The organism is Streptococcus alactolyticus, from assembly GCF_012277075.1.
Classification (GTDB): domain Bacteria; phylum Bacillota; class Bacilli; order Lactobacillales; family Streptococcaceae; genus Streptococcus; species Streptococcus alactolyticus.
In genome coordinates this window covers 72467-96355 of sequence record NZ_JAAXMT010000004.1, presented here as the reverse complement: position 1 = coordinate 96355, position 23889 = coordinate 72467, and the positions used below count along the sequence as shown (strand labels likewise).

At 42.3% G+C, this 23889-nt stretch carries 24 protein-coding genes, 1 tRNA gene and 1 pseudogene; 2 read left to right on the top strand and 24 right to left on the bottom strand.

All coding sequences use genetic code 11. From position 1 onward, the window contains the following. The first annotated feature begins 120 nt into the window (after positions 1 to 120). Entirely contained in the window at positions 121 to 576 is a 456-nt protein-coding gene (locus HFK82_RS01635) for a YueI family protein (RefSeq protein WP_168260564.1), read from the top strand. Here the strand turns inward: HFK82_RS01635 and HFK82_RS01630 are convergent. After that, complete coding sequence (locus HFK82_RS01630; RefSeq protein WP_168260563.1) at positions 573 to 1688, bottom strand: glycerate kinase family protein; 1116 nt, start codon at positions 1686 to 1688, stop codon at positions 573 to 575. The two genes, HFK82_RS01635 and HFK82_RS01630, sit on opposite strands and share 4 nt — an antisense overlap. 66 nt (positions 1689 to 1754) lie before the next feature. Between HFK82_RS01630 and HFK82_RS01625 the strand changes: the two genes are divergently transcribed. After that, the gene (locus tag HFK82_RS01625) at positions 1755 to 2249 is read left to right on the top strand and encodes an NUDIX hydrolase (protein ID WP_168260562.1); all 495 of its coding nucleotides are present in this window, start codon (positions 1755 to 1757) and stop codon (positions 2247 to 2249) included. A 47-nt stretch (positions 2250 to 2296) separates the two neighbouring features. Here the strand turns inward: HFK82_RS01625 and HFK82_RS01620 are convergent. The 23 genes and pseudogenes from HFK82_RS01620 to HFK82_RS01510 all read right to left on the bottom strand — a co-directional run. Further along, positions 2297 to 5371 (bottom strand): annotated as a pseudogene (locus tag HFK82_RS01620) (pullulanase); the annotation flags it as partial. 227 nt (positions 5372 to 5598) lie between these two features. Beyond that, complete coding sequence (hisE, locus tag HFK82_RS01615; protein ID WP_154454235.1) at positions 5599 to 5913, bottom strand: phosphoribosyl-ATP diphosphatase; 315 nt, start codon at positions 5911 to 5913, stop codon at positions 5599 to 5601. Positions 5914 to 5934: 21 nt separating this feature from the next. Beyond that, entirely contained in the window at positions 5935 to 6255 is a 321-nt protein-coding gene (gene hisI, locus HFK82_RS01610; RefSeq protein ID WP_168260560.1) for a phosphoribosyl-AMP cyclohydrolase, read from the bottom strand. Next, on the bottom strand, positions 6252 to 7010 hold the full coding sequence (gene hisF, locus HFK82_RS01605) for an imidazole glycerol phosphate synthase subunit HisF (protein WP_168260559.1): 759 nt from the start codon (positions 7008 to 7010) through the stop codon (positions 6252 to 6254). Before hisF ends, hisI begins: the two co-directional genes overlap by 4 nt. Positions 7011 to 7013: 3 nt before the next feature. Next, positions 7014 to 7733 carry a 1-(5-phosphoribosyl)-5-[(5-phosphoribosylamino)methylideneamino]imidazole-4-carboxamide isomerase gene (gene hisA / locus HFK82_RS01600; RefSeq protein WP_168260558.1) on the bottom strand — a complete coding sequence of 240 codons (720 nt, stop codon included), beginning with the start codon at positions 7731 to 7733 and terminating at the stop codon, positions 7014 to 7016. A gap of 24 nt (positions 7734 to 7757) precedes the next feature. Next, complete coding sequence (hisH, locus tag HFK82_RS01595) at positions 7758 to 8372, bottom strand: imidazole glycerol phosphate synthase subunit HisH (protein ID WP_168260557.1); 615 nt, start codon at positions 8370 to 8372, stop codon at positions 7758 to 7760. Between the two features lie 69 nt (positions 8373 to 8441). Further along, the gene (gene hisB, locus HFK82_RS01590) at positions 8442 to 9026 is read right to left on the bottom strand and encodes an imidazoleglycerol-phosphate dehydratase HisB (RefSeq protein WP_154454230.1); all 585 of its coding nucleotides are present in this window, start codon (positions 9024 to 9026) and stop codon (positions 8442 to 8444) included. A gap of 25 nt (positions 9027 to 9051) precedes the next feature. Beyond that, positions 9052 to 9705, bottom strand: a complete 654-nt coding sequence (serB, locus tag HFK82_RS01585; protein WP_168260556.1) for a phosphoserine phosphatase SerB — start codon at positions 9703 to 9705, stop codon at positions 9052 to 9054. Next, positions 9698 to 10975, bottom strand: a complete 1278-nt coding sequence (gene hisD / locus HFK82_RS01580; RefSeq protein WP_168260555.1) for a histidinol dehydrogenase — start codon at positions 10973 to 10975, stop codon at positions 9698 to 9700. The genes serB and hisD overlap by 8 nt, the downstream gene beginning before the upstream one ends. After that, positions 10972 to 11619 carry an ATP phosphoribosyltransferase gene (hisG, locus tag HFK82_RS01575; RefSeq protein WP_154454227.1) on the bottom strand — a complete coding sequence of 216 codons (648 nt, stop codon included), beginning with the start codon at positions 11617 to 11619 and terminating at the stop codon, positions 10972 to 10974. The genes hisD and hisG overlap by 4 nt, the downstream gene beginning before the upstream one ends. After that, the gene (locus tag HFK82_RS01570; protein WP_154454226.1) at positions 11619 to 12587 is read right to left on the bottom strand and encodes an ATP phosphoribosyltransferase regulatory subunit; all 969 of its coding nucleotides are present in this window, start codon (positions 12585 to 12587) and stop codon (positions 11619 to 11621) included. Before HFK82_RS01570 ends, hisG begins: the two co-directional genes overlap by 1 nt. A gap of 22 nt (positions 12588 to 12609) precedes the next feature. After that, positions 12610 to 13671 (bottom strand): histidinol-phosphate transaminase, encoded by a 1062-nt coding sequence (hisC, locus tag HFK82_RS01565; RefSeq protein ID WP_168260554.1) that lies wholly within the window; start codon positions 13669 to 13671, stop codon positions 12610 to 12612. 399 nt (positions 13672 to 14070) lie between these two features. After that, positions 14071 to 15795: a septation ring formation regulator EzrA gene (ezrA, locus tag HFK82_RS01560; RefSeq protein ID WP_168260553.1), complete on the bottom strand. Its 1725-nt coding sequence runs from the start codon at positions 15793 to 15795 to the stop codon at positions 14071 to 14073. Between the two features lie 103 nt (positions 15796 to 15898). Then, entirely contained in the window at positions 15899 to 17851 is a 1953-nt protein-coding gene (gyrB, locus tag HFK82_RS01555; RefSeq protein ID WP_168260552.1) for a DNA topoisomerase (ATP-hydrolyzing) subunit B, read from the bottom strand. Continuing rightward, complete coding sequence (locus HFK82_RS01550; RefSeq protein ID WP_168260551.1) at positions 17851 to 18411, bottom strand: HAD-IA family hydrolase; 561 nt, start codon at positions 18409 to 18411, stop codon at positions 17851 to 17853. Before HFK82_RS01550 ends, gyrB begins: the two co-directional genes overlap by 1 nt. A gap of 97 nt (positions 18412 to 18508) precedes the next feature. Next, positions 18509 to 19720: an FtsW/RodA/SpoVE family cell cycle protein gene (locus tag HFK82_RS01545; protein WP_168260550.1), complete on the bottom strand. Its 1212-nt coding sequence runs from the start codon at positions 19718 to 19720 to the stop codon at positions 18509 to 18511. A gap of 193 nt (positions 19721 to 19913) precedes the next feature. Next, positions 19914 to 19985, bottom strand: a tRNA-Arg gene (locus tag HFK82_RS01540). Positions 19986 to 20039: 54 nt separating this feature from the next. Continuing rightward, entirely contained in the window at positions 20040 to 20387 is a 348-nt protein-coding gene (rplS, locus tag HFK82_RS01535) for a 50S ribosomal protein L19 (RefSeq protein WP_168260549.1), read from the bottom strand. A gap of 156 nt (positions 20388 to 20543) precedes the next feature. Further along, entirely contained in the window at positions 20544 to 20810 is a 267-nt protein-coding gene (locus HFK82_RS01530) for a chorismate mutase (protein ID WP_167829248.1), read from the bottom strand. Between the two features lie 39 nt (positions 20811 to 20849). Then, positions 20850 to 21542 carry a TVP38/TMEM64 family protein gene (locus HFK82_RS01525; protein WP_168260548.1) on the bottom strand — a complete coding sequence of 231 codons (693 nt, stop codon included), beginning with the start codon at positions 21540 to 21542 and terminating at the stop codon, positions 20850 to 20852. A 143-nt stretch (positions 21543 to 21685) separates the two neighbouring features. Next, complete coding sequence (locus HFK82_RS01520) at positions 21686 to 22132, bottom strand: flavodoxin (RefSeq protein ID WP_154454218.1); 447 nt, start codon at positions 22130 to 22132, stop codon at positions 21686 to 21688. Between the two features lie 99 nt (positions 22133 to 22231). Then, positions 22232 to 23068: an HAD-IIA family hydrolase gene (locus HFK82_RS01515; protein ID WP_168260547.1), complete on the bottom strand. Its 837-nt coding sequence runs from the start codon at positions 23066 to 23068 to the stop codon at positions 22232 to 22234. Further along, positions 23062 to 23808 carry a glycerophosphodiester phosphodiesterase gene (locus tag HFK82_RS01510; protein WP_168260546.1) on the bottom strand — a complete coding sequence of 249 codons (747 nt, stop codon included), beginning with the start codon at positions 23806 to 23808 and terminating at the stop codon, positions 23062 to 23064. Before HFK82_RS01510 ends, HFK82_RS01515 begins: the two co-directional genes overlap by 7 nt. Positions 23809 to 23889: the final 81 nt, after the last annotated feature.

Genomic DNA, 23889 nt, shown 5'->3' with positions numbered 1-23889 from the left:
TTTTTGTAAATGTTGTCACAATATTTTTGTGAATTTCCATTTTCTTACTTCATTTGGTTAAAAAAATGACAGTTAGCGGGATTTAGCCTATAATAAGACTAATAAATGTGAGGTGTTAATATGAGTGAACTAGAAAACAAGGTGCTGCACGCTGCAGCAGGTGAAAAACGCTTGAATCCAGATGAACAACGGCTTTATTTTGGGACTTTCGCTGAACGAGTCGTTTTGTCTATCCCTGTAGAAGATAGCCGTTTAAAAGCGACTAAAGGACGATTTAAAGGCATTTTAAAAGAATTATCCCAAGAATACACCACTTTATTTGTCAAAATCTCACCATCTTTGTCTTTTACGGACCAATGTTATTATATGAAAGTGGCTCAAAACCTTTCTATTCAAGCCACGATTGTTGATGAAAAAAATGCCCATTCGCCTTATGGTATCATCGTTCATTCTGACAAGGCAGAAAATGTGGACAATCCTTTATTGTCCGTGCGCTTTCCACAGCCCGTCGATGAGGAAAAACCTCAAAATGCCAAGAAAAGTGGCTTTTGGTCTAGACTCTTCCACAAGGATTAAAAATCCGTCAAGGCTAAAAGATTGCCAATATTTTGAGCGGTGCGTTCTAGGTTTTGAGGGGCTTTTGCCAAAGTCTTTTCCAAGGAGTCCACACCTGAAATAATTGGAAAAGCGGCTTGGATATCGGCAACAGGAAAGTCAGGCAAATCGTCTTTCAAGCTACCGCAGATAGCAATAACCGGCGTGCCCTTTGGAGTGCGTCTAGCAACACCAACAGGGGCTTTCCCTGATAGGCTTTGCTGATCCATGCGTCCTTCTCCAACAATAACCAAATCAGCTGCTTGAACTCGGCGATCAAAATCAAGCACATCAAGAACAGCATCAATACCTGAGATAATTTTTCCACCAGCAAAGGCAACTAAGCCAGCTGCCATACCCCCACCAGCTCCTGCTCCTGCCAAATCAAGAAGTTCTGGAAAGGATTGGCGGTAAAACTGTTCCATGGCCTTATCCACATGGGCAAAGTCAGTCTTGGGCAATCCCTTTTGCCCTGCAAAAATGTAGGTCGCTCCTTTGGGACCACACAAGGGATTGGTGACATCAGTAATGATAGTAAGGGTGACTTGCGAAAGGTCTGGAGAATTAGAATCGCGAAAGAATCTGACAATATTCCCAAGATTGTCACCAATAGCAGCGAGTTCTTGACCAGTTTCATCAAAGAAATGATAACCAAGACCAGTTGCCATACCCAGTCCGCCATCATTTGTCGAACTCCCACCAACGCCCACCATGATATCCGTGATACCAAGGTCAATCAGGTGTGCCAACATCTCGCCAACACCTTCTGTGGTTAAGGTTAAAGGATTGCGTTTAACAAGAGGAACTTTTTCCAAGCCGCAAATGTCAGCCATTTCAAAAACAGCTAAGTGGCCATTTGTCGCGTAATGTGCTTGAACAGCTTGCCCCAAAGCGCCGGTCACCGTGTGACTGTGACTTTCTAGGTGTAGACCTTCTGCCAAGGCTGCTAGGGTGCCTTCTCCACCATCACCAATCGGCATACGGTCAAAAGTCGCCTCTGGCAAAGCTTTTTGAAACCCCTTCTGAATGGCTTTAGCCACCTCAGAAGCGGACAAACTTTCTTTAAATGAATCGGGTGCTATCAGGATATGCATATAACCCACTCTCCTTTATTTCTTTAATACTATTATAACGTTTTTGAAAGTTACGAGGTTAACAAAATGGAAAAATGGGATGCTTACTTAGCAAATGGGCAAAAAACAGATCGTATCTTAACGCGTGGTCAGTCAATTCCTGATGATTTGTACCACTTGGCAGTAGATTGTTTGGTGCAACATGTTGACAATGACATTTTGTTTGTGCAAAGACATTTAGAAAAAGAGTCTTTTCCAGGATTTTTTGAAGCTAGTGCAGGTGGCTCTGCTCTTTATGGTGAGGATTCTAAACAAGCTGTCCGACGTGAGTTACTGGAAGAAACTGGGCTTGTACCAGTTGAATTAACATTTTCAAAAAGGACTGTTTACAAAGATGACAATTGTATCATGGATAGCTACCTTGCTCTGGTAAATTCTCTCAAAGATACCATAACTCTCCAAAATAGCGAAACCATTTCGTACCAATGGGTGGCAAAAGAAAAGTTAAAAGCATTTTTAGAAACACACCCAGTCGTCCCACGACACCGCTTACTGATAAAAACATTGTTTTTAGATGATTAAGAGGCTAGGATTTTATTCCTAACCTCTCTTTTTGTGCCTACTGTAAGTTATTCTGATTTTTTGCGGCGTTTGAGTTCGAGCAAAGCTATGCTTGCTAGGCTTAAAACACCTGCAAAGCTATGAAGTGTGCCATCTTTTTCACCTGTCGCTGGTAAAATATCAGCAGTATCAGTACCTGATAGTGTTTCAAGATTGGCATCTACTGTGATAGGTGTAGTTGTCGTTTCCACGACAGAAGCTTGTGCTTGATCATCAGGTGTCACCCCATTTTCAGCTGAGGTTTGTGTTGCCATAGCTGATGATGATTGAGTAGCTTCTTGAGCATAAATAATGTCGTTTTGACTAAAATGTTCTGTGTTAAAGATGACAAATTTCAATGTTTGTCCTGCCACAGTACGGCTGATTTCTTCAAATGCTAGTGACTGTGGTTGTCCATTTTCTGGGAGATAAAAGACTTGAGCAACAGTCTTGCCAGCATCAATTGGTAAAATAACTCGCGCTGTTTTTGTAATAGCTAAGACATTTCCAAAATTGTCAGTTGGCTGAATATCAAACAAATCGTAATCTGTTCCCTTTAGAACTTCTGGTGTTTTGACATCATTTGTTTCTTGGTGGCTTACCTTGATTTTCTTGATGTCATCACGTTCACCTGCTCCTAAAATAACGCTAACACCACTTGCTTCATCATAAAGCGTGCGTTCCGTTTCAGCGCTAGCTTTTTTCAAACGTAAAATGGTAGCTGTTAGTGGCTCGAGGGTTAATCCTGTTTCAGTCATCGTAACACCACTTGGATCAGGAATGGCTTCCACTCCAGCTTGCTCCCCGTCCACAACGACCTCTGCGGCTAATAGATCTTTGTAAGCATCGGTCAAGAAAACATGACGCGCCACACTATCAGCATTGATAAAGACAGCGTAACGGTCGCCGTTGCTAGCGAGGGTTTGGTAAGCAATCACTAAATCATCGTAACCAATGCCATTTTCATTTGGAATGGTGATTAGGCTGATATTTTGGTCAATCATTTCCTTGGTGGCCAGGGTAAAGGCATCCGTTGAGCGACGCAGATGAATCAATCCCTTGGTGTAAGCTCTGCTTTGGGTATTGTCAGGATAATGATCGCTATCTGTAGCCTTGCTCCAATCAAAATGGTTAATCGCATCTGTCGAATCATAAAAATCACTGATGAAATAAGGGTAGTCAAACGGTGTGCCGTCTTCGTAAGTCAAGTGATCTGATTTGGCGGGAACTTGGTCAAGAGCAACAGGTCCACGGTAAGCTTCGTCACGGAATTGTTTGGTACGACCGTATTCTTGTCCAGAGTGGATAAAGGCTGTTCCTTGTGAGGTTAAAATGAGGGCATTCCCCAAACGCAAGCGGCGTTGGATTTCTGCTTCGTGCTTAGGAATGCTTGGGTCTTTGTGAATGGATTTGGCAATCACATCATGCAAAGTCAAATTATCGTGTGCGGCGATGTATTGCACAACATCTCCTGGATCATCAGCTAAAAAGTTATTTGGCTGAGCCTTGATATTATTAAATAGCAGATTTAGGGGCCTTGCACCGCCTGTTAGAAAGGCAGGTGAGCCTTCGCTTGGGTAGCCAGATTTTAACAAATTACGCATGTCATCAGAGAAAGAACCAACGCTGTCTGTCTGTGACATCCAAGTTTGGTCGGCAGGTTGACGCCAATCGTTGCTATCACCTGCATAAGAAATCCACCCTTCCCCAAGCATAATGATATTAGGGTTTAATTTTTTAGCAGCATCGTAAGCCATTTGCACGGTTTGGGCATCCAAATCCCCCATCATGTCAAAACGGAAACCATCCACTTTGAATTCTTTAACCCAGTAAAGCACGGAATCCATGACCAAACGACGAGTCATGTAGTGGGTTGTCCCTGGGCGACCACCACCAAAACTTGTCTTAGCAGTGCCGTCTTCTTCCATGAAATGGTAATAATTTGGCTCCAAGTCCTCTAAAATAGCTAGATCAGCCGTATGGTTATAAACAACGTCCAAGATAACCCCCATTCCACGCTCATGAATAGCATGAACCAAGTCTTTGAATTCTGCAATGCGTTCTTGTGGGTCTTGCGGGTCAGCTGAATACATCCCTGTCAAGGCAAAATAACTTTGTGGGTCATAACCCCAATTGTAATTGGTATTGCTAGAAGCGTAATTCAGTAAGCACACATCATTTTTAAATTCATTGGCGAAATAATAGCTCATCACAGGCAAAAGCTGGATGTGGGTCACACCAAGGTCTTTTAGGTAATCCAATTTATCAATGAAGGCTGAAAAGGTTCCAAAAGGATGGTGCAAGTCGTCAGCAATAGCTGGGTCTGACGTGAAATCACGAACGTGTGCCTCATAAATAATGGCATCTTCACGTTTGGTGTAGCCTTTGATATGAGCATAGTCTAATTTTTGGTTGCCAATCGATGCGGTGTCCACAATGGCAGCCTTGGCAACCTTATGCGATGGGTCAAGACCAATCCAATCACTGTTCCAAGCGGCTAAAGATTTGGCATAAGGGTCTAGGGTCAAGACGGTTTCTCGATCACGTTCCATTTCGTAATGGTAATAATAACCACGGTAATCTGAAATGCTTAATCCAGTGGCTGAAGTCAGACTGATTGACCACTCGCCTTTGGCACCTTTAGTCATTGGCAATTTAGCAAGGACATTATTTTGATTGTCCTTATCATAAAGAATCACAGACACTTGGTTGGCGCTTGGTGCCCAAACAGTCAAGTCAACACGCGCACCTTTATCTGACACGCGCGTACCCAATTCCCCATCATAAGCATATAAATAATCCGTATATCGCCAAGTCTTTTTCGCACGGAAATAACCGCCTAAATAATCAACATAATAAGGGGCTAAATGCTCTGAAAAATCCCCTACAACAATAATTCTGTTGTGTTCAGCATCCAAGAAAATATCAGAAACCACGACGTCATGACCATATTTGTCATTCATTCTAAGCGTTTGAAAGAGTTCCTCTCTAGCAATGCCCATCAGATTATCCACAAAAATAACCACTTTTTTGGAACTGGTTTGCTGAACAGACAGAATACTAACGGTACTTAAAACACATGACTTCATATACATTATGTAATCCCCTACCTCTCACCCATTCTAGTTTTTTGCCTTTGAAAAGGGGATTAACACTCAAGTTAGGCTGAAGCGTCTGACACCTGACGCCAACCAATCGTTGACCATTATCATCCCCAAACGTAACAAAAAACACTTAAAACCTTTTTTCTGCTCACAGTATACACAATATTATGCAATTACGCAAGCGTTTTCTATGTGAATATTGGCTTTCTTTATTTTCATTTAAACTTTCAATAATTGGTAATTTCTGGGCGGTCGTGAAGCCTGCTTTTCTTACCTTGGCGTGCTTTTAAAACAGCATCAACATCTTCAATACTAACGCCAGTTTCGACCAACATTACTGCCAAATGGTACAGAACATCTGCTGTTTCATTAGCGATTTCTATCTTGTCTGCATTTTTGGCAGCGACAACCACTTCGGTGGCTTCTTCACCGACTTTTTTGAGAATTTTATCCAAGCCTTTGTCAAAAAGGTAATTGGTGTAAGAACCTTCTTTTGGATTGTTCTTACGGTCTTTAGCCTCTTGGTATAATGTATCTAACATGAATATCCCCCTTCTTTTTGCCTACAAAATTTGATTGAAAAAGCAGCTATAAGCGCCTGTGTGGCAAGCAGCACCCTCTTGCTCAACGACAACCAATAAGGTATCACAGTCGCAATCCGTTTTGATTGATTTGACGTATTGATAATGACCGCTGGTTGCCCCTTTATGCCAGATTTCTTTACGTGAGCGGCTCCAGTAGTGCATTTGCTTGGTTTCCAATGTTAAGTGATACGCTTCTTCGTTCATGTAGGCTAACATCAGTACTTGTCCTGTTTGGTAATCCGTCACAATCACAGGAACAAGACCATCTTGTTTCGCAAAATCAAGTTTTATTTCACTCATTGTCTCACCTCAATTCCTGCAGCAGCCATGGCAGCTTTGGTGTCAGCAATTGAAACTTCGCCAAAGTGGAAAATAGAAGCAGCAAGGGCACCTGTGGCAGTGGTATTTTCAAAAACCTCAACGATATGGTCAATCTTACCTGCACCTCCAGAAGCAATCAAGGGCACATTGACCACATCTGCAACGGCATTTAGCATCTCCAAATCAAAGCCTGACTTGGTGCCGTCCTTATCCATACTGGTCAGCAAAATTTCACCCGCACCAAGCTCAACCACCGTTTTTGCCCATTCTAACAAGTCAATTCCTGTGTCCTTGCGACCACCTGCCACATAAACGTGCCAAGTTCCGTCAGAAACCTTGTGGGCATCGATAGCTGCGACCACACATTGACTGCCAAATTTCTCTGCACAATCCTTGATAAGTTGCGGATTGGCAACGGCTGAGGAATTGACAGCCACCTTATCCGCCCCAGCTTTAAGCATCTTCTGCATATCCTCTACCGAGCGAATGCCTCCTCCTACGGTAAAAGGAATAAAAACTTGTTCTGCCACGCGTTTGACCATTTCCACCGTGGTTTCGCGTTCTTCGTGCGTTGCGGTAATGTCCAAGAAAACCAATTCATCACAACCTGCCTCATAGTAAGCACGCGCCGCGTCAACAGGATCACCAACATCAGCGAGATTGACAAAATTAACCCCCTTAACCACACGTCCGTCTTTAACATCCAAGCAAGGAATAATGCGTTTTTTCAGCATAAATCACCCTCCAAATGCTTTGAGTTCCTCAAGGCTGATATTGCCGTTGTAATAAGCTTTTCCGACAATCGTACCAGCCACACCAATGGCTTGCAATTTAACCAAATCTTGTACCTGTGAAATGCCACCAGAAGCGATGACCTTGGCTATTTTGAGCTCTGACACTAGACGTTCATAATGCTCGATATTTGGTCCCATTAGCGTACCATCACGGTCAACATCGGTATAGACAAACAAGGTCACACCCATTTTTTCCATGGCTTTGGCTAGGCTAATGTAGTCAACATTGCTGGTTTCTAGCCAACCTTCTGTCGCCACCCAACCATCTTTGGCATCAATTCCAACAACAATCTTATCACTACCAAATCGACTGAGAGCTTCTTGCACAAAAGCTGGCGCTTTTACTGCCATCGACCCAATAATCACACGGTCAATGCCAAGGCTTAAATAGTCCTCAATTTGTTCAAGGGTGCGAATGCCGCCACCCACTTCAACGCCCAATCCTGTGACTTCTTTCAAACGTGCAATTAATTCACGATTGGTTGCCTTGCCATCAAGGGCACCGTCCAAATCCACAACATGAATAAACTGAATCCCTGCTTGAGCAAACTGCTTGGCTTGGTCTATCACATCAGGATTAACCACCGTTTTTTGCTGAAAATCGCCCTTGAACAAGCGAACCGCTTGCCCATCTTTAATATCAATAGCTGGAAGAATTTGCATAGGAACCTCCTTTTTTTCTACTGCCTATTTTTGTTCACAAATCTGGGTAAAAGCTTTTAAAATCCCCAGACCAACGTCGCCTGATTTTTCAGGGTGAAATTGAGCCCCGTACACATTGTCCTTGTGAATCATGGCTGGGATAGCCATGCCATAATCAGTAGTCACATCGATGTAGGCTTTAGGAACGTCTGTAAAATAGCTGTGCACAAAATAAACCGATTGCCTAGCTAGTCCATCAGTAAGCGGACTATCTTGGATCACAGAAAGATCATTCCAACCTATATGGGGCACAGGCATGGTTTTGGTCGCCTTAATGGGACGACAGACCCCTGGAATAAAACCAAATCCCTCGGTTTCTTGGTGCTCGAGCCCCACTTCTGTCAGCACTTGCATTCCTAGACAAATGCCCAATAAAGGCGTCCCCTGTGCAACAGCTTCCTTAATAACCGAAACCAAGCCACGTTTGTGAAGCTCTGCCATGGCTGCTGGATAGGCCCCAACGCCTGGTAAAATCAGACCGTCTGCTGTCAAGATTTTGCTGGCATCTTGGGACAATTCCGCTGGCATACCAATCTTGCTCAAGGCTCGCAGCACATTAGCCGTATTTCCTGCATCGTAATCAATAACAATTATTTTCATTTACGCTACCAAAGCCCTAACAACACCGCCTAGTTAAGCTGCATTGTGGCTGATTTCCTTTCTCTTGTTTTAGAGCAAGCCTTTTGTAGAATTAACCCCTTGGATTTCAGGATTGATGGTAATGGCTTCGCGTAACGCCCGCCCAGTTGCTTTAAACAAGCTTTCTGATTTGTGGTGATTGTTTTTACCATGCAAAATCTTCAAATGCAAATTCATCTGCACATTGAAAGCCAAGGCTTGGAAAAATTCCTCCACCAACTCGGTATCGAAATTACCCAACTTGGGATTATCAAATGTGCAATCAAACACCAAATAACTACGTCCTGACAAATCAAGACTTGCCAGGCCCAACGTTTCATCCATGGGCACAAAAGACGTGCCGTAGCGATTGATACCAGCCTTATCCCCCAAAGCTTCTTTCAAGGCTTGACCAAGCACAATGCCCACATCTTCAACTGTGTGGTGGCTGTCAACGTGCAAATCACCGTCTGCTTTAACCACCAAGGAAAAGCGGCCGTGTCTGGCCATAAGGGTCAACATATGGTCAAAAAAGCCCACCCCAGTGTCAATACTCACAGGTTCTTGAGCGTCTAAATTAAGACTCAATTGAATCTTGGTTTCAAATGTATTGCGTTCGATACTTGCTGTTCTCATAAAATTTCCCTTTCCAAAATGGGAATCACACCCTTGATTCCTTCTGGTCTAGGAGGTCAATAAGGTGATACAAATCAGGTTCATTGATCTGATAAAGTGCTTCTTGTCGCACAATAGACTTGGCACAAAAGGCAATACCCATACCCGCCGTTTTTATCATAGGCAAGTCATTAGCACCATCACCCATAGCAATGGTTTGGCTGAGTTCCAAACCATTTTCAGCTGCCCACTCCTGTAATTTGGCCTTTTTAACCTCTTTGGTAACCACTTCGCCAAGCACTCTACCTGTCAAGACACCTTCTGCCACTTCCAAGCGGTTAGCCTTGACATAATCCAGCCCTAGGCGTTTGGCTAACACATCCACCGTTTCGTGAAAGCCACCTGATACCACACCGACTTTGTAGCCACGGCGGTGCAATTCTGCCACTAATTTTTCAGCACCTTTAGTAAAATGCATGCGCTCGAGTACCTGCTCAAAAATGCTTTCTGGCAGGCCCTTTAACAAGCTAACACGTTCATCCAAGGCCTGTTTGAAATCCAATTCGCCATTCATAGCACGCGCTGTGATATCCGCAATTTTTTCCCCGACACCAGCTTCTTCACCCAATAAATCAATACCTTCTTCTTGAATGAGGGTTGAATCCACATCCATTACCAATAATCCCTTTACTTTAGTCATGGCGCACCTCGATTGCTTTGGCGTGAGCTTGCAGACCTTCGACATAAGCTAGACGTGTGATGTCTTGACTTGCTGCTTGCACGGCTGCTTTTGAATACTGCATGTACTGGATGCGTTTGATGAAATCATGCACCCCAAGAGCTGATGAAAATCGGCTGGTGCTGGTTGTCGGCAAAACGTGGTTGGCACCAGCATAATAATCCCCAATCGGTTCACTTGTGAAATGCCCAAGGAAAACAGAACCCGCATTTTCAACCGCATCAAGGTAATCATAGGCATTATCCATGGCAATTTCCAAGTGTTCTGGAGCCACCTGATTCATCAAGGAAAACATGGCTGGAGCCGATTCTGCCAAGATAATTCGTCCGTTGTTTTCGATAGAGGCACGCGCAATCTCCTCACGTGGCAAGCGTTTGAGCTGCTCTTCAATTTCTAGTTCAACCGCATCTGCCAACTCTTTAGAATTGGTCACCAAAATGGCACGTGCTCGCACGTCGTGTTCGGCCTGAGAAAGCAGATCAGCTGCTACGTATTTTGGATTGGCCGTGTGATCTGCTATGACGCCGATTTCTGACGGACCTGCAATCATATCAATCCCAACAATGCCGTACACCATTTTCTTAGCCGTTGCAACAAAGATATTGCCAGGACCCGTAATCTTATCCACTCGCGGAATGCTTTCTGTCCCATAAGCCAAGGCTGCGATACCTTGCGCCCCACCAACTTGATATATTTTGTCAACGCCAGCCAATGATGCCGCCACCAAAATAGCTGGTTCAAAGTGCTCTTGCGGTGGGGTAATCATGATAATTTCCCTTACGCCTGCAATTTTAGCTGGAATCACATTCATCAAGACAGATGAAGGATAGGCTGCCGTCCCACCTGGAACGTAAACCCCCACACGTTCAATGGGACGAACCAGTTGCCCACGAATGACACCATCACTAGGAGCGTCCTCAAACCCTGTTTCCAATTGTTGCTTGTGATAGCTTTCAATATTGGCTTTGGCGCGTTTGAGGGCTTCTAAGACATCTGCATCAATGGTCGCAAAAGCTTGGTCAATTAAATCGGATCCCACCTCAAAATCATCAAGGCTAATCTTGTCAAAGGTTTCAGAATACTTTCTTAGGGCTTGGTCGCCATTTTCCTTGACATCTTCCAAAATCTGACGAACCACGTCGTCCACGTCACGGTTGTCCTTGCTCAATTCCAGTTGTTCTTGGTACAAGAGTTCTGAAATCTCTTTGGTCGTTCCTGTTAAGCGTTTCATATAAAAGCTACCTCCTCATTTCCAACAATCGTTTCCAGTTTTTGAATAAAAGGCATAATTTCTGGGTTGTTTTTCAATGCTGCTTTATTGACAATCAAGCGCGCCGAGATACGGCAAATATCCTCATAAACAGTCAAACCATTTGCAGCCAGTGTGTTTCCCGTTTCTACGATATCAACAATAGCATCCGCCAAACCAATCACGGGGGCAATCTCAACACTTCCTTGAATGGAAATAATCTCTACATCCTCCCCCTTGCTGTTAAAATAATCCGTCGCAATCGTTGGGTATTTTGTGGCAATGCGCTTACGCTTGTGGTCGTAGGGATTATAATTTTGGGTCGAAGCCACGGAAAACTTACACAATCCAAAATTCAAATCCAGCATTTCTAAATAGCCAGTCGGGTGTTCAATCAGCACGTCCTTGCCAACTACCCCAAGGTCAGCTACCCCATGCCGCACATAAGTGGTCACATCAGGCGCCTTGACCAGTAAAAATCGCAAGGTTTTGTCAGGACTTTCAAAAATCAAATTTCGCCCTTTATTGTCCATAAAAGACATATCAAAACCAACTTTTTCTAAGAGTTTCACCGTATCTTTTTCAATACGCCCTTTGGTTAGAGCGATGGTTATTTTATGAGTCATTAAGCACCTCCTTCTAAATGGTCATGCACCGCTTGGTAAATGGCATCAATATCTACTGCCCACCCAACTGCGGTCAATTTTGTAGCACCAAATCGTTCAAACAATTTATCGTAACGCCCACCTGACGCAAAAGCATCTGGCACTTTATTTCCAAATACCTTGAACATCACCCCTGTGTAATAAGGCATGGTAGGCATTTGGGCCAAATCAATATAGCTTTCTGTCAAGACATCTGACACTTGCTCTAGAAGCATTTCCAAGTCAGTCAAGGCTGCTAAAATCCTTTCATTTTCCACCAAGTATCGTGCTTTATCCAAGACCTGATAGCTTTCCCCGAACAAGAAAGGTAGAGCTTTCAAGAAAGCGTCCAATTCGCTTGGGTAGCGCTTGGTAAAAGTGTTTAGCTGGGTTATATTTTTGTCCCGAATGGCTTGTGCCAATGCTTCCCCAGCATCTTGTGGCAAAGCCAAGGTTTCAAAAATCGTCTGCAAAATCGCTGCATGGGACAATTCAAATTGGTAAGATGGAATGCCTGCAATATCCAGAGCTTTTTTGGCTGAAACAATAGCTTCACAAACCGCTTCCTTGGCAGGGTAACCCACAATTTCAATCCCAGCTTGGGTGTGCTCATTGGTCAAGCCACGCATTTCCTCATTGTACTTAAACACCTTTCCTGAATAAGAAAATTTAATAGGCGTTTCCACCTGTGTTGAGGCGATAACACGCCCAATCTGACTCGTAATGTCAGGACGTAGCGTCAACAATTCTCCGCTTTTATCAAAAAAATGGTAATGATTGCTCGTCACACTGTCATTAAACACTTCAAAATGCTCTAAAGTTGGGGTTTCGATGCGATGAAAGCCTTGGCTCATCAAAAAATCACTAATATCACGCTCAATGGTATAAGTCACACGCGCACGCTTAAATAATTTATCGTGCATGCCGACAGGTAATGTTGTCTTTTTCATACGCTCAACTCCTGCTTGCATCTTATGATGCCTCTTGAAAAGCCTTAATCACTACAATAACCTGCCCCATCTCCGCCTGATTTCCAATAGAAATCCGCAGATGATTTTGAAGGCGTTTAACTTTTGGAAAATACCGCACATGAATATGATGGGCTTGCAGGTAATCAAATAAGGCTGGTGCTTCGTGATTTGGGCATTCTGCCAATACAAAATTGGTTTGCGACTCCAAAACAGTAAAACCTAGCTGAGAAAGCGCCTCACTAAACCAGTGCCGTGTCGCCATGATTTTTTGGCAAGTACCTTCGTAATAGTCCCAAGATTCCACTGCCGCGACTGCCAATTCTTCCGCAATCAAATCAACATTGTAAGGATTGATGGCATTTTTCACTGCATTGATGACCGCCATCAAGTTGGGATTTCCGATACCGTAACCAACGCGCAAGCCCGCCAGTGAAGCATCCTTGGAAAAGGTTCGTGTGATAAACAGATTATCGTATTTCTTCAGCAAAGGCAGAGCCGTTTTCCCTCCAAAATTGATATAAGCCTCATCAACGATAACCACCACATCAGGATGAGCTTTGATAAGTTTTTCCAAATCATCAAGGGACTTGTAAATGCCTGTCGGCGCATTGGGATTTGCCAAAACAATGCCCCCACAATCCCTCATATAATCTTCCACATCTATTTCAAAAGCTTGATTGAGCGGCACTTCGATAAAAGGAATGTGGTACAAGTCCGCCCAAACCTTATAAAACCCATAAGTCAAATCTGGAAACAAAACAGGTTGTCCACTGTTAAAAAAAGCAAGAAAAGCCATAGACAAAATGTCATCCGACCCATTGCCAATAATAATTTGACTAGGGTCAAGACCATGTTGCTTGGCTAGTGCCACCCGCAAGGCTTCTTGGTTCAAAGTGGAATACTTGCGCAAGCGATGGGCATCAAAATGAGAAAAAGCATCCGCCACCTTTGGACTTGGTCCATAAGCATTTTCATTGGTATTCAATTTGATAATGTGCTCGCCGCTTGGCTGACTGCCAGCAACATAAGGCTCAATCGCCCGTAATCCTTTAATCTTTGCCATAAACATACCCTTTCTCTTTTTGATGTTCAAAAAAACGCCCTCGCAAAAAAATTGCAAGGACGTTCAAAACGTGGTTCCACCTTTGATTCAACAGCCAGTCGCCTCAACTGTTCTCATGAAGTACGTGACTTCTGATTCGTAACGTGAATCCGCCCGTCGTGCACTACTATCTGCTGAGTTCGCACACGCGCTCAAGAATGTGTCACCCAAGGATTGCACACTCTTCTCACCACCGAGCACTCTCTGTCTGTTGTCTTGGGCTTTTTCTATCATCGCTTTACTATGATTTAAAAATATTTTACAAGAAAATTCTAAAAATAGCAAGCTTAAAATAAGATTTTTTATATTTATACAATTTTAGACAAAAAAAGAAGAAGACCATATGGCCTTCTTAGCTGATTAAAAACGAATTTGTTCACGTGTTTTTTCATATGATGAAACGAAGCGGTCTGTAACACCTGGTTCAACAGTTTCAAGAGCATATGAAATTTCATCAAATGACGCTTGGTAATCATTATCCACTTCAAACAATTTCAACGCGTGTTCGAAACTATTTTGAACGCTTGGTTCAAAGCTACGGTAACGGTTTGAATATTGTAAGAGTTGCTCAGTCAATGTTGCATTTTGCACGACTTGGTAAGTTGCTTCTTCAAGATTGGCAATGGCAGCTGTTGCAACATCTGTCAGACGAGCCACAGCATCAATGTCAATACGTCCACGACTCAATTCACTAATCAAGGCTTCTAATTGAGAACTTGTCGTGAAGAAAGTACTCAAGAAATCTTGTGGAATACCTGGCAAATTGCGTTTTTCCATATAACGTTTGATCATGTGCAAACGATTGATGTATTTTTCCAGTTTTTGACGAGCCACTGTTTCGATTTCTTCAATGTTTTTGACTTGTTCAAAGACTTCCATTTGACCTTCTTCAACAGAGTCAAGGGTTTTCAAAGTCTTGTCAAAAATCAATTGCAACTCAGTAAATGGACGTTCTTGTGTACCAAAGGCTTCAACAATTGGCATCACTTCAAGATCAATTTCTTCTAATTTTTGAGCAAATGAACGAAGACTCAAACTGTCGCTATCCCCTAAAATATATTTATGGGATAGGCGTTTGATTTCATTTTCCAACTTGTCGTTGTTGGCTTTTGCGTGTGCCAAATAATCTGGAATAATCTTGCTGTCTTTCAAAGCCAATTTATGCGCTGCAATTTCGCGTTCAAACAACTCATACATGGTGTCGATCTTGCTTTGAATACGTTCATTTTCATTACGAGCACGGTCCAAATCAAGTGTGACTAACTCTGAAGAGTTGGCACGAATGGCATCGCGGATTTCTTGGAAACGGGTTTCGATATCTTTTTCAGCAAAGTGATAATTTTGCTCTAGCAAACGGCGATAACCTTGTTCCAAGTCATCCATTTGATCAGGAAAATCATCTTCTAGTTTCGCAACAATTGCTGGGATTTGTTCTGAAATTTGACCAAGTGCAATGGTATGCTCTTCAGCACGATCCAAAACTTCAGAAGCCTCAACGGGATCCCCTGTTGAGTTCAATGTGACAAATTGAGAAAACTCGGTTTCGATATTTTTCAATTGCTTGTCAATCTCAGGCATCGTAGAACCAAAATTGTCCTCTTTTTCCGAGATAGAAGCTTGAAGGGTTTCGTATAAATCCAAAGCGTGTTTGACACGAGCACTGTTTTTCTCTTCTTGTTCTTTCAAGACTGAGAGAGCCTCACGAATGGCATTGATGTCTTCTTCGATGACGTTCAATTGGCTTTCAACGTTGTCAATCTCATGTTTGGCTTTGATGAATTTAAAGCTGTTGTTAAGATTTTCAGCTTCAAAGATATGATTTTCAATATCAGAAAAAGAATTGAGAGAAAGATCTACCCATTTTTGATTCCATTCACGAAAAGTTGTCTGACTTTGACCAATCAAATGAAGGCTCTTAACAGCTTCAATTTCATCGTTGACCGGTAAAGCAAATAAGGACTGCTTCTTTTCTTCTAAAGTTGCAATCAATGAATCATTTCGCTTGCGCACAACCACACCGACTAAGTAAGCAATGATGATGATTAAAACAATTGCCACAAGCAGTAATATAATTCCGCTCGACATTTAAAACTCCTTATAAATTGTCTTTTTATCGTAAAATATCTATAACATTACGATTATAACATACTTAAAGAGAGTATGCAGCATTTTTTACTCATCTTTCTCATTAAAAATCAAGCGTGCTATAGACCGCATTTTCTTCAATGAAAACTCGACGAGGTTCCACTCGATCTCCCATCAGCATATCGAAAATTTTATCTGCTTCAGCGGCATCATCAACAGAAACCCTTGCCATCAATCGGTTTTCTGGATCCATTGTTGTTTCCCAAAGCTGATGATCGTCCATCTCTCCTAACCCTTTGTAACGCTGAACCGTTGGTTTAGAGCGTCCTTCTTTATAACGCTCCATCGCTGCTTGCAATTCGGCTTCCTGATTGGCACCAGGCTGGATGTATTCTTTAATTTCACTTCCCACTTTGACCCCATAAATTGGTGGTTGAGCAATATAGACATAGCCAGCCTCCAAAATAGGACGCATAAAGCGGTAAATCAAGGTCAAAAGCAAGGTACGAATGTGGGCACCGTCAACATCGGCATCGGTCATGATAACCAATTTGTGATAACGAGCTTTTGACACATCAAAATCAGCCCCAAAACCAGTTCCCATAGCTGTAAACAAGCTGCGAATTTCTTCGTTGGCTAAAATTTTATCCATGCTGGCTTTTTCCACATTCAAAATTTTACCACGAATTGGCAAAATGGCTTGGTGTTCACGGTTACGGCCTGATTTGGCAGAACCACCGGCTGAATCCCCCTCAACGATAAACAATTCATTCATTGATGGGTCGTTTGACGAGCAATCTGCCAATTTGCCAGGAAGGTTTGAGATTTCAAGCCCTGATTTCTTACGGGTCACTTCACGAGCTCGTTTTGCTGCAATGCGAGCTTTGGAAGCCAAAATCCCTTTTTCAACGATTTTCTTGGCAATCTGAGGATTTTCTAACAAGAAACGTCCAAAAGCTTCGCTGAACAAACGGTTGGTGATTTTCACCACTTCTGAATTGCCCAGCTTAGTTTTGGTTTGCCCTTCAAATTGTGGGTTTGGGTGTTTGACCGAAATCACGGCAGTCAAGCCTTCACGGACATCTTCACCTGTCAAATTGTCCTCTTTTTCCTTAATGAGCTTGTTTTGGCGAGCGTAATCATTAATCACACGCGTCAAAGCTGTTCGGAAACCTTGTTCGTGAGTTCCACCCTCATGGGTATGAATATTATTGGCAAAGCTCATGACCGTTTCGTGGTAACCAGTTGTGTATTGCATGGCCACTTCAACCGAAATACCATCCATTTCACCTGAAGTGTAGATCGGTGTTGGGAAAATCACGTCTTTATTTTCATTGATGAAGGCAACATAACTTGAAATACCACCTTCGTAATGGAAATGTTTTTCCTGCTCTAGCTCTTCGCGTCGATCGGTGATGGAAATCCGCAAGCCTTTGTTTAAGAAAGCCAACTCTTGGATACGTTTGGCTAATTTGTCAAAATCAAAAGTCGTCGTTTCTGTAAAGATCTTAGGGTCTGGTGTGAAATGAACGGTTGTTCCGTGGCGATCCGTTTCGCCGACAACCTTCAAATCGTCCTGAACCTGCCCTTTGAAATACTCTTGGTAATAGATATGCCCATCACGATAGACAGAAACATCTAGCTGTGTTGATAAAGCATTAACAACAGATGAACCAACCCCGTGCAAACCACCTGAAACCTTATAGCCTCCGCCGCCAAATTTACCACCGGCGTGTAAGACCGTAAAGACGGTTTCAACGGCTGGACGTCCTGTTTTTTCTTGAATGTCAACAGGAATCCCACGACCGTCATCCACAACAGTGATGGAATTGTCTTTTTCGATAAAGACTTCGATGTGCGTGGCAAAGCCTGCTAGAGCTTCGTCAATCGAATTGTCAACAATCTCCCAAACCAAGTGATGCAGACCTTCTTTTGAGGTCGAACCAATGTACATCCCTGGTCGCATACGAACAGCTTCCAAGCCTTCTAAAACTTGGATTTGGCTCGCATCATATTCCTTTGCTAATTCTGATAAATTTTTCGTTTCTTCCGTCATTATTTCACTATCTCCATTAGGGACTTGGTCCCATCAACTAATAACGTATCAAAGCCTGCCGCCTGACCAGCTTGCCTATCAATATCACGATCACCAATAACCAAAGCGTCCTTGATATCATACTTTTTCTTGAGGTACAACATGGACTCTGGATTAGGCTTACGGGCAAAACCACTTTCTGAGGTCACCACTTCTGTGAAATAGGGCAAGAGCTGGGTCTTTTTCAAAATGTCCAGCACTAACTTGTTGCGGTGAGACACCAAGAAATTTCGCCCGCCATCAGCCACAATAGCCTGCAAGACCTCACGCGCTCCAGGAAATAAAATAGGCGACTCCAACAGTTCAGCCTCTTTTTCCTTGTATGCCTTTAAAAACTGAGGTTGATCAGGGATAAATCGGGCAATAGCAGCGTCCGTTGACTCCTTTAATTTACTGTACACCTCGTCGTGTGAGGCTTGTTTTCCAAATGTTTTGAGGGTATCTACGAAAGCTTGTGTCGATATTTCATAATTATCGAGCAACGTACCTCCCAAATCCCATATATAATCACGATAATTCATATGTTTATTATATCACATTTTAGACAATTTTTATAGTAGAATCCATGTCGTTTTCAAGGAATGTTTTCATAAAAAAAGCTGGGTTTCCCCAACTTTTTTAATAGCGATCACTGCGTCTAAAATGTTTTCGCATTTCTTCTTCTCGGTGCAGGTTATTTTGGTAACTCATCGACAAAATCAAGCCCACACAGATTAGATTGGTGATGAGCGATGACCCCCCTTGAGAGATAAAAGGCAATGGAATCCCTGTCAAAGGCAAAATGCCTAGCGCAGCACCGATATTTTCAAAAATGTGGAACAAAATCATCATGATAAAACCAGTCGCAATGTAAGAGTAAAAACGGTTATTTGACTCAAAAATAACGTGAATCATACGGTAAATCAATAAGAGGTAAAGCCCAAGCACAGCCACACTACCAAGAAAACCAAAGTCCTCTGCAATAACCGTAAAAATCATATCACTTTCACGAACAGGCACCGATAAATCAATGACGTTAAAGCCTTTTCCGGCAAATCCACCACTACCAATCGAAATCATTCCTTGTGTTTGTTGATAGGCGATAGTTCTCGCGTAAGAGAATGGGTCCAACCAAGCAGAAATACGGTTAATTTGGTAAGTATCCATCCCCAAACTATGCAACAAATCTTTGCCGTGCGGAAACAGGAAGATCATCAAGAAACCACCGATCAATAGGACCACTAAGATCAAAACAGGAGCGATAATCCACCAAGAAATCCCTGATAAAAGCACTAAACCAGATAGAATAGCCGCAAAAACCATGGCTGTTCCTAAGTCTTTTTGCAAGCCAAGTAAAATCATGACGGGCAAGGTAATCAAGGCAAAGACACCCAATAATTTCCAGTCATTTGCTAAGGAATCTTCCTTGTATTTTTGTCGGAACCAAATGGAATACCGCGACAGCATCAAAATATAGGACACTTTCATAAATTCGGACGGCTGAAATAAGGTCACCGATCCAATAGTTACCCAGTTTTTAGCCCCTGTGGATTCAACCAAGGCTGGACTGTAAAAGATCAAGGGCAAAACCATCAAAACCAAACCCAAACCATATAGATAAGGCGTGATTTTCCATAGAAATTCCGTGCTAAAGAGCATGACAACAAAGGCAATACCGCAACCCAAAAGTATCCAGACCACTTGTTGCGTCATGACCTTCATCACCGCAGTGGGACTGTCATTTGAGGTGGCAATGTAAATGGCTACCAAACCAATCAACAACAGGAAAAAAACGGGTAAAATCACCGAATAATCAACACGACTTTCAATTGAATACTTTCTTTTTGCCATGATACTTCCTTCATTTTTCATCACAATAGAGATAGGTATTTTAGGTAAAATACTTGTCTCTATTATAAAACATCTTATCTAAAAATAGCTGAACTCAGAAGAACTTTAAAAGGCGTATATGAGAAAAACGCCTTTCTTATGCCAATTCGTCACCTGTCTTCGTCCAAATGACCAGCTACCTTAGAAACGTGGATCTCCCCTGCCGGAATCGAACCAGCAACTACTCCTTAGGAGGGAGTTGTTATATCCATTGAACTAAGGGGAGTTATGAAAAAATCTGTCCCGAGGACAGATTTTTCTCGTTACATAGCAGTGCTCATTAACGACGGATTTCTTTAATACGAGCTGCTTTACCTTGCAATGCACGCAAGTAGTAAAGTTTAGCACGACGCACTTTACCATGACGAACAACTTCGATTTTTTCAACACGTGGTGTATGAACTGGGAAAGTACGTTCTACCCCGATACCACTTGACATTTTACGAACTGTGTACATTTCTGAGATCCCTTGACCTTTACGAGAAATAACCACACCTTCGAAGATTTGGACACGTTCGCGGTTTCCTTCGACAACTTTCGCGTGAACACGAACAGTATCACCAGGGTGGAATGTAGGGATGTCAGTACGTAATTGACTTTCAGTCAAACTTTGAATTAATGGATTCATTCTATTTTTCTCCTATCTTACTAATCATAAGTGCTTGTCCCAGCGGATTAGCCATATTTCGTGTGTCCATCACACACTCTTACTATTCTAGCAAAAAAGGTAAGTTGTGTAAAGAGATAGAAACCATTTTCGCGAGAGTTTTTTTAGCAAAATAGTCTAGTCTATTTGTGTGGCTTGGTAGTCGCGGGAACGTTTCATGATATCTGAAAAAGTATTAACAATCGTATCCTCAAACGCTTTTTCTTGAACCCTATCGGCTACTTTTTGAAGGACGGCGTGTTCACGGCTTGTGTCTAAGATTGGCTTGCCAACCGTTTTTTTGTAAGCGACGACATCATTGACTAGTTGCATACGTTCTTCCAAAAGCGCCACCAAGTCTGCATCTATGGCATCAATTTTTTGGCGCGTCACATCTAAATCTATCATTGTTTTTCTTACCATTCTTTAAGCTGCACTTTCCTTTTACATTTTGTTGTTATTTCGGCGTCTAATCACGGTTACTAAGACATAACCAAGAGCGATAATCACACCAAGCACAATCAAACGTCTGACATTACCAGCAATCACAGCGTCACCACCCAAGGCATAAATTAGACTACTCGGAGCCACCCCAATGGTAACATAGAGCAGCCATTTGCGCCAAGGAAGCTTTTCTTCTGCTACATGATAATTGATCAAAATCGTTGGTACAACAGGAATCATGTAGCCTAAAATAATCCCATAATTCTTGTTTTCTAGCGCTTGAATGCCACTAAAACGCTTTTTCAATTTGTTTTCACTATCGGTGATATCCACGACATTGAGCAACTTGATAAAGATAAAATTCCCCAAGACATTTCCCAGCAAATTCATGCCAAAGCCGATATAAGGACCATAAACCACCCCATTAAAAATGGCAAAAATGGCATTAGACATAAATGGAATAGCCGCCGTCACAGCCGTCAGAATAACCAAGACTACAAAATTCAAAATAGTCTTATGACGAAGCTGGGAAATCACTCGATTGATTTCAGCTTGCGAATTGGATTCCCAAAAACGCACCAGCAATTCCCAGTGCCCAATCACATAAAGAATAAAATAACCTAGAACTAGAACCACACCAAACAACACCAAGAAGCGGCGGAGTTCATCATAGCCATACTTCACTTTTTTCATCGTTTCACCCTTAAATCATTAGTCTTTCCCAATAAGATTGCTTACTATTGTCTTTTTATTATACTATAAGTCCTTATCTAATGAAAAGGGAATCCTGACACCTTCAGTAAAAAAGAGGTCTTCTGAAGACCCCTTTTCATCTATTATCCATTGACTTTTTGGGAAATAGCTTGCGCAAATGCCTCTAATTTTTGGATATCCTCATCATCAGCTGACAAGTCCACCTTCACAGACTCAGCTCCTTTAGTTGCTCCTGTTAGAGCAAACTGAGCTTCAAAGTCATCAACGGCTTTACAGAAATAATCGTAGAAGGTATCACCAGAACCAACCACACCAAAGACTTTATCTGCCAAATCAACATCAGCAAGGTCTTCGTAGAAATCAACGATTTCATCTGGTAAATCCCCATCACCATAAGTATATGATGCCACGATAGCCACATCGGCATCTTCAAAATCAGCTGCGTCAACAGTTGTGCATTCGTCCACTTCAACGGTATGTCCTAGTGACTCAAAGGCATTTCCAACAATATCAGCAATTTCTTCTGTATTTCCTGTCATGCTAGCATAGACAATTTTTACTAAAGCCATAGTTTCCTCCAAACATAAATTACTTTTATTGTAGCATATTTTATTAAAAAAAGGCTAACAAAAACCGAATTTTTTAGGAAGCTAGGTGCGGATTTGGTCTTAACCAACCTCACTTTCTTCATTGTGATGAAGGTATTGTCTGTCTTTCTTCCATTTCTTGTACAAGGTTGCTACTGAATTTTCCACGTAATTGGGTTTTTCGACACTCGCAGAAACATCTGCATTAGTGGTTTCACCTGTCAAAACCAAGACCGTATCCACGCCTGCTTTTTTCCCACAACGAATATCGGTGTACAAACGATCACCAACCAACATGGTTTCTTCCTTGGTGTAAGGGTTTTGTTTTAAGGCAAAATCCACCATAGCCGTTTCAGGTTTACCGATATAGTAAGGCTCTTTTTTGACCGCATGGGCTATCATTTCACAAATAGCTCCACAATCTGGTACATAGCCAAATTCCACAGGACAGACCATGTCAGGATTAGTTGCCACATAATCCACATCTGCCTTGGTCAATAACCAGCAAACATCCACTAATTTGTCGTAAGTGAGTTGATTATCATAAGACACAAGGACGCAAGCAATGCCTTCTTCATGGCAATCCGTTGTCACACGAATACCGTTGCATTTGAGTTCTTCTTGTAAAGAATCTGTTCCCAAAACATAAATCAATTGGTCAGGATAGTGCGTTTTTAAATAGTACACCGTCACGTACGAAGCCGTGATAAAATTGGCCTCATCACAAGCCACACCCAGTCCTTTGAAAAAGGTCACATAATCAGCAACGCTTTTTGTGGCGTTATTGGTAACAAAAATAAATTGACCACCACTTTGCTTGATGTCTTGTAAAAAAGGTTTAACCCCTGGTATCAATTTGTCACCCAAACAAACCGTACCGTCAATATCAAATAAGAATAATTTCTTCTTGCCTAACATTTGTTTTCCTCCATTTCACGACGTATTTTCAAGGCTAACTCTGGCTCATTGGTAATGATGGCATCCACTCCTGCTGCCATGAATTGCTTGATTAACTGTGGCTCATCCACTGTCCAGACACGCACTTTCACATCTGAATTCTTATAACGCTCTAAAATCTCAGGCATGAGCAATTGGCAAAAACAAGGATGAATGGCTGGCACACCAGCATTAAGCGTGTAATGTTCTGCATCAACAATGACATCAAAAAAGAGATAGGCCGTCTGGGCTTGTGGGGCAAGGGTCTTGATTTTTTGGATGCTATAATGGTTAAACGATGAATAAATCACACGGTCTTCCATGCTTTTTTCTTGCACCAATTGAACCGTGGCATCCTCGATACCTGGGTACCAAAACAAACTCGTCTTTAGTTCAATATTAAGGACAATGTCGCTATCTTTGACCAATTCCAAAACTTCAGCCAAGGTCGGAATCTTTACCTGACTGTATTCATCGTGTCCACATGAAAAATCCAAGGCGCGCAATTCTTGTAAAGTATGGTCTTTTAGGTAACCTTTTCCATTGCTGACACGCTCCAACTGCTCATCGTGGGCAACCACAAGCACTTGGTCTTTGGTCATTTGAACGTCTAATTCAATACCATCAACTCCTTGGTCAACGGCTTTTTGAAAGGCTTCAAGGGTGTTTTCAGGAGCCTGATGACTGGCTCCTCTATGGGCAAAAATACTAACGGTTTTCATTTTCTCACTCCCAACAATTCTTTAATAATGCTCATAAAAAACGAAACAGGGGGATAATACCTCATCCGCCCTGCTTCATAA

Coding starts and splice junctions, on each gene's coding strand:
- HFK82_RS01570 (WP_154454226.1), bottom strand. CDS start 12,587: ATGAAAAAGACAACATTACCTGTCGGCATGCACGATAAATTATTTAAG.
- hisG (WP_154454227.1), bottom strand. CDS start 11,619: ATGACTCATAAAATAACCATCGCTCTAACCAAAGGGCGTATTGAAAAA.
- hisE (WP_154454235.1), bottom strand. CDS start 5,913: ATGTTAGATACATTATACCAAGAGGCTAAAGACCGTAAGAACAATCCA.
- HFK82_RS01525 (WP_168260548.1), bottom strand. CDS start 21,542: ATGAAAAAAGTGAAGTATGGCTATGATGAACTCCGCCGCTTCTTGGTG.
- hisB (WP_154454230.1), bottom strand. CDS start 9,026: ATGAGAACAGCAAGTATCGAACGCAATACATTTGAAACCAAGATTCAA.
- hisI (WP_168260560.1), bottom strand. CDS start 6,255: ATGAGTGAAATAAAACTTGATTTTGCGAAACAAGATGGTCTTGTTCCT.
- HFK82_RS01625 (WP_168260562.1), top strand. CDS start 1,755: ATGGAAAAATGGGATGCTTACTTAGCAAATGGGCAAAAAACAGATCGT.
- hisD (WP_168260555.1), bottom strand. CDS start 10,975: ATGAAACGCTTAACAGGAACGACCAAAGAGATTTCAGAACTCTTGTAC.
- hisA (WP_168260558.1), bottom strand. CDS start 7,733: ATGCAAATTCTTCCAGCTATTGATATTAAAGATGGGCAAGCGGTTCGC.
- HFK82_RS01520 (WP_154454218.1), bottom strand. CDS start 22,132: ATGGCTTTAGTAAAAATTGTCTATGCTAGCATGACAGGAAATACAGAA.
- hisF (WP_168260559.1), bottom strand. CDS start 7,010: ATGCTGAAAAAACGCATTATTCCTTGCTTGGATGTTAAAGACGGACGT.
- serB (WP_168260556.1), bottom strand. CDS start 9,705: ATGACTAAAGTAAAGGGATTATTGGTAATGGATGTGGATTCAACCCTC.
- rplS (WP_168260549.1), bottom strand. CDS start 20,387: ATGAATCCATTAATTCAAAGTTTGACTGAAAGTCAATTACGTACTGAC.
- HFK82_RS01630 (WP_168260563.1), bottom strand. CDS start 1,688: ATGCATATCCTGATAGCACCCGATTCATTTAAAGAAAGTTTGTCCGCT.
- HFK82_RS01635 (WP_168260564.1), top strand. CDS start 121: ATGAGTGAACTAGAAAACAAGGTGCTGCACGCTGCAGCAGGTGAAAAA.
- HFK82_RS01545 (WP_168260550.1), bottom strand. CDS start 19,720: ATGGCAAAAAGAAAGTATTCAATTGAAAGTCGTGTTGATTATTCGGTG.
- hisC (WP_168260554.1), bottom strand. CDS start 13,671: ATGGCAAAGATTAAAGGATTACGGGCGATTGAGCCTTATGTTGCTGGC.
- hisH (WP_168260557.1), bottom strand. CDS start 8,372: ATGAAAATAATTGTTATTGATTACGATGCAGGAAATACGGCTAATGTG.
- HFK82_RS01515 (WP_168260547.1), bottom strand. CDS start 23,068: ATGTTAGGCAAGAAGAAATTATTCTTATTTGATATTGACGGTACGGTT.
- ezrA (WP_168260553.1), bottom strand. CDS start 15,795: ATGTCGAGCGGAATTATATTACTGCTTGTGGCAATTGTTTTAATCATC.
- HFK82_RS01510 (WP_168260546.1), bottom strand. CDS start 23,808: ATGAAAACCGTTAGTATTTTTGCCCATAGAGGAGCCAGTCATCAGGCT.
- HFK82_RS01550 (WP_168260551.1), bottom strand. CDS start 18,411: ATGAATTATCGTGATTATATATGGGATTTGGGAGGTACGTTGCTCGAT.
- gyrB (WP_168260552.1), bottom strand. CDS start 17,851: ATGACGGAAGAAACGAAAAATTTATCAGAATTAGCAAAGGAATATGAT.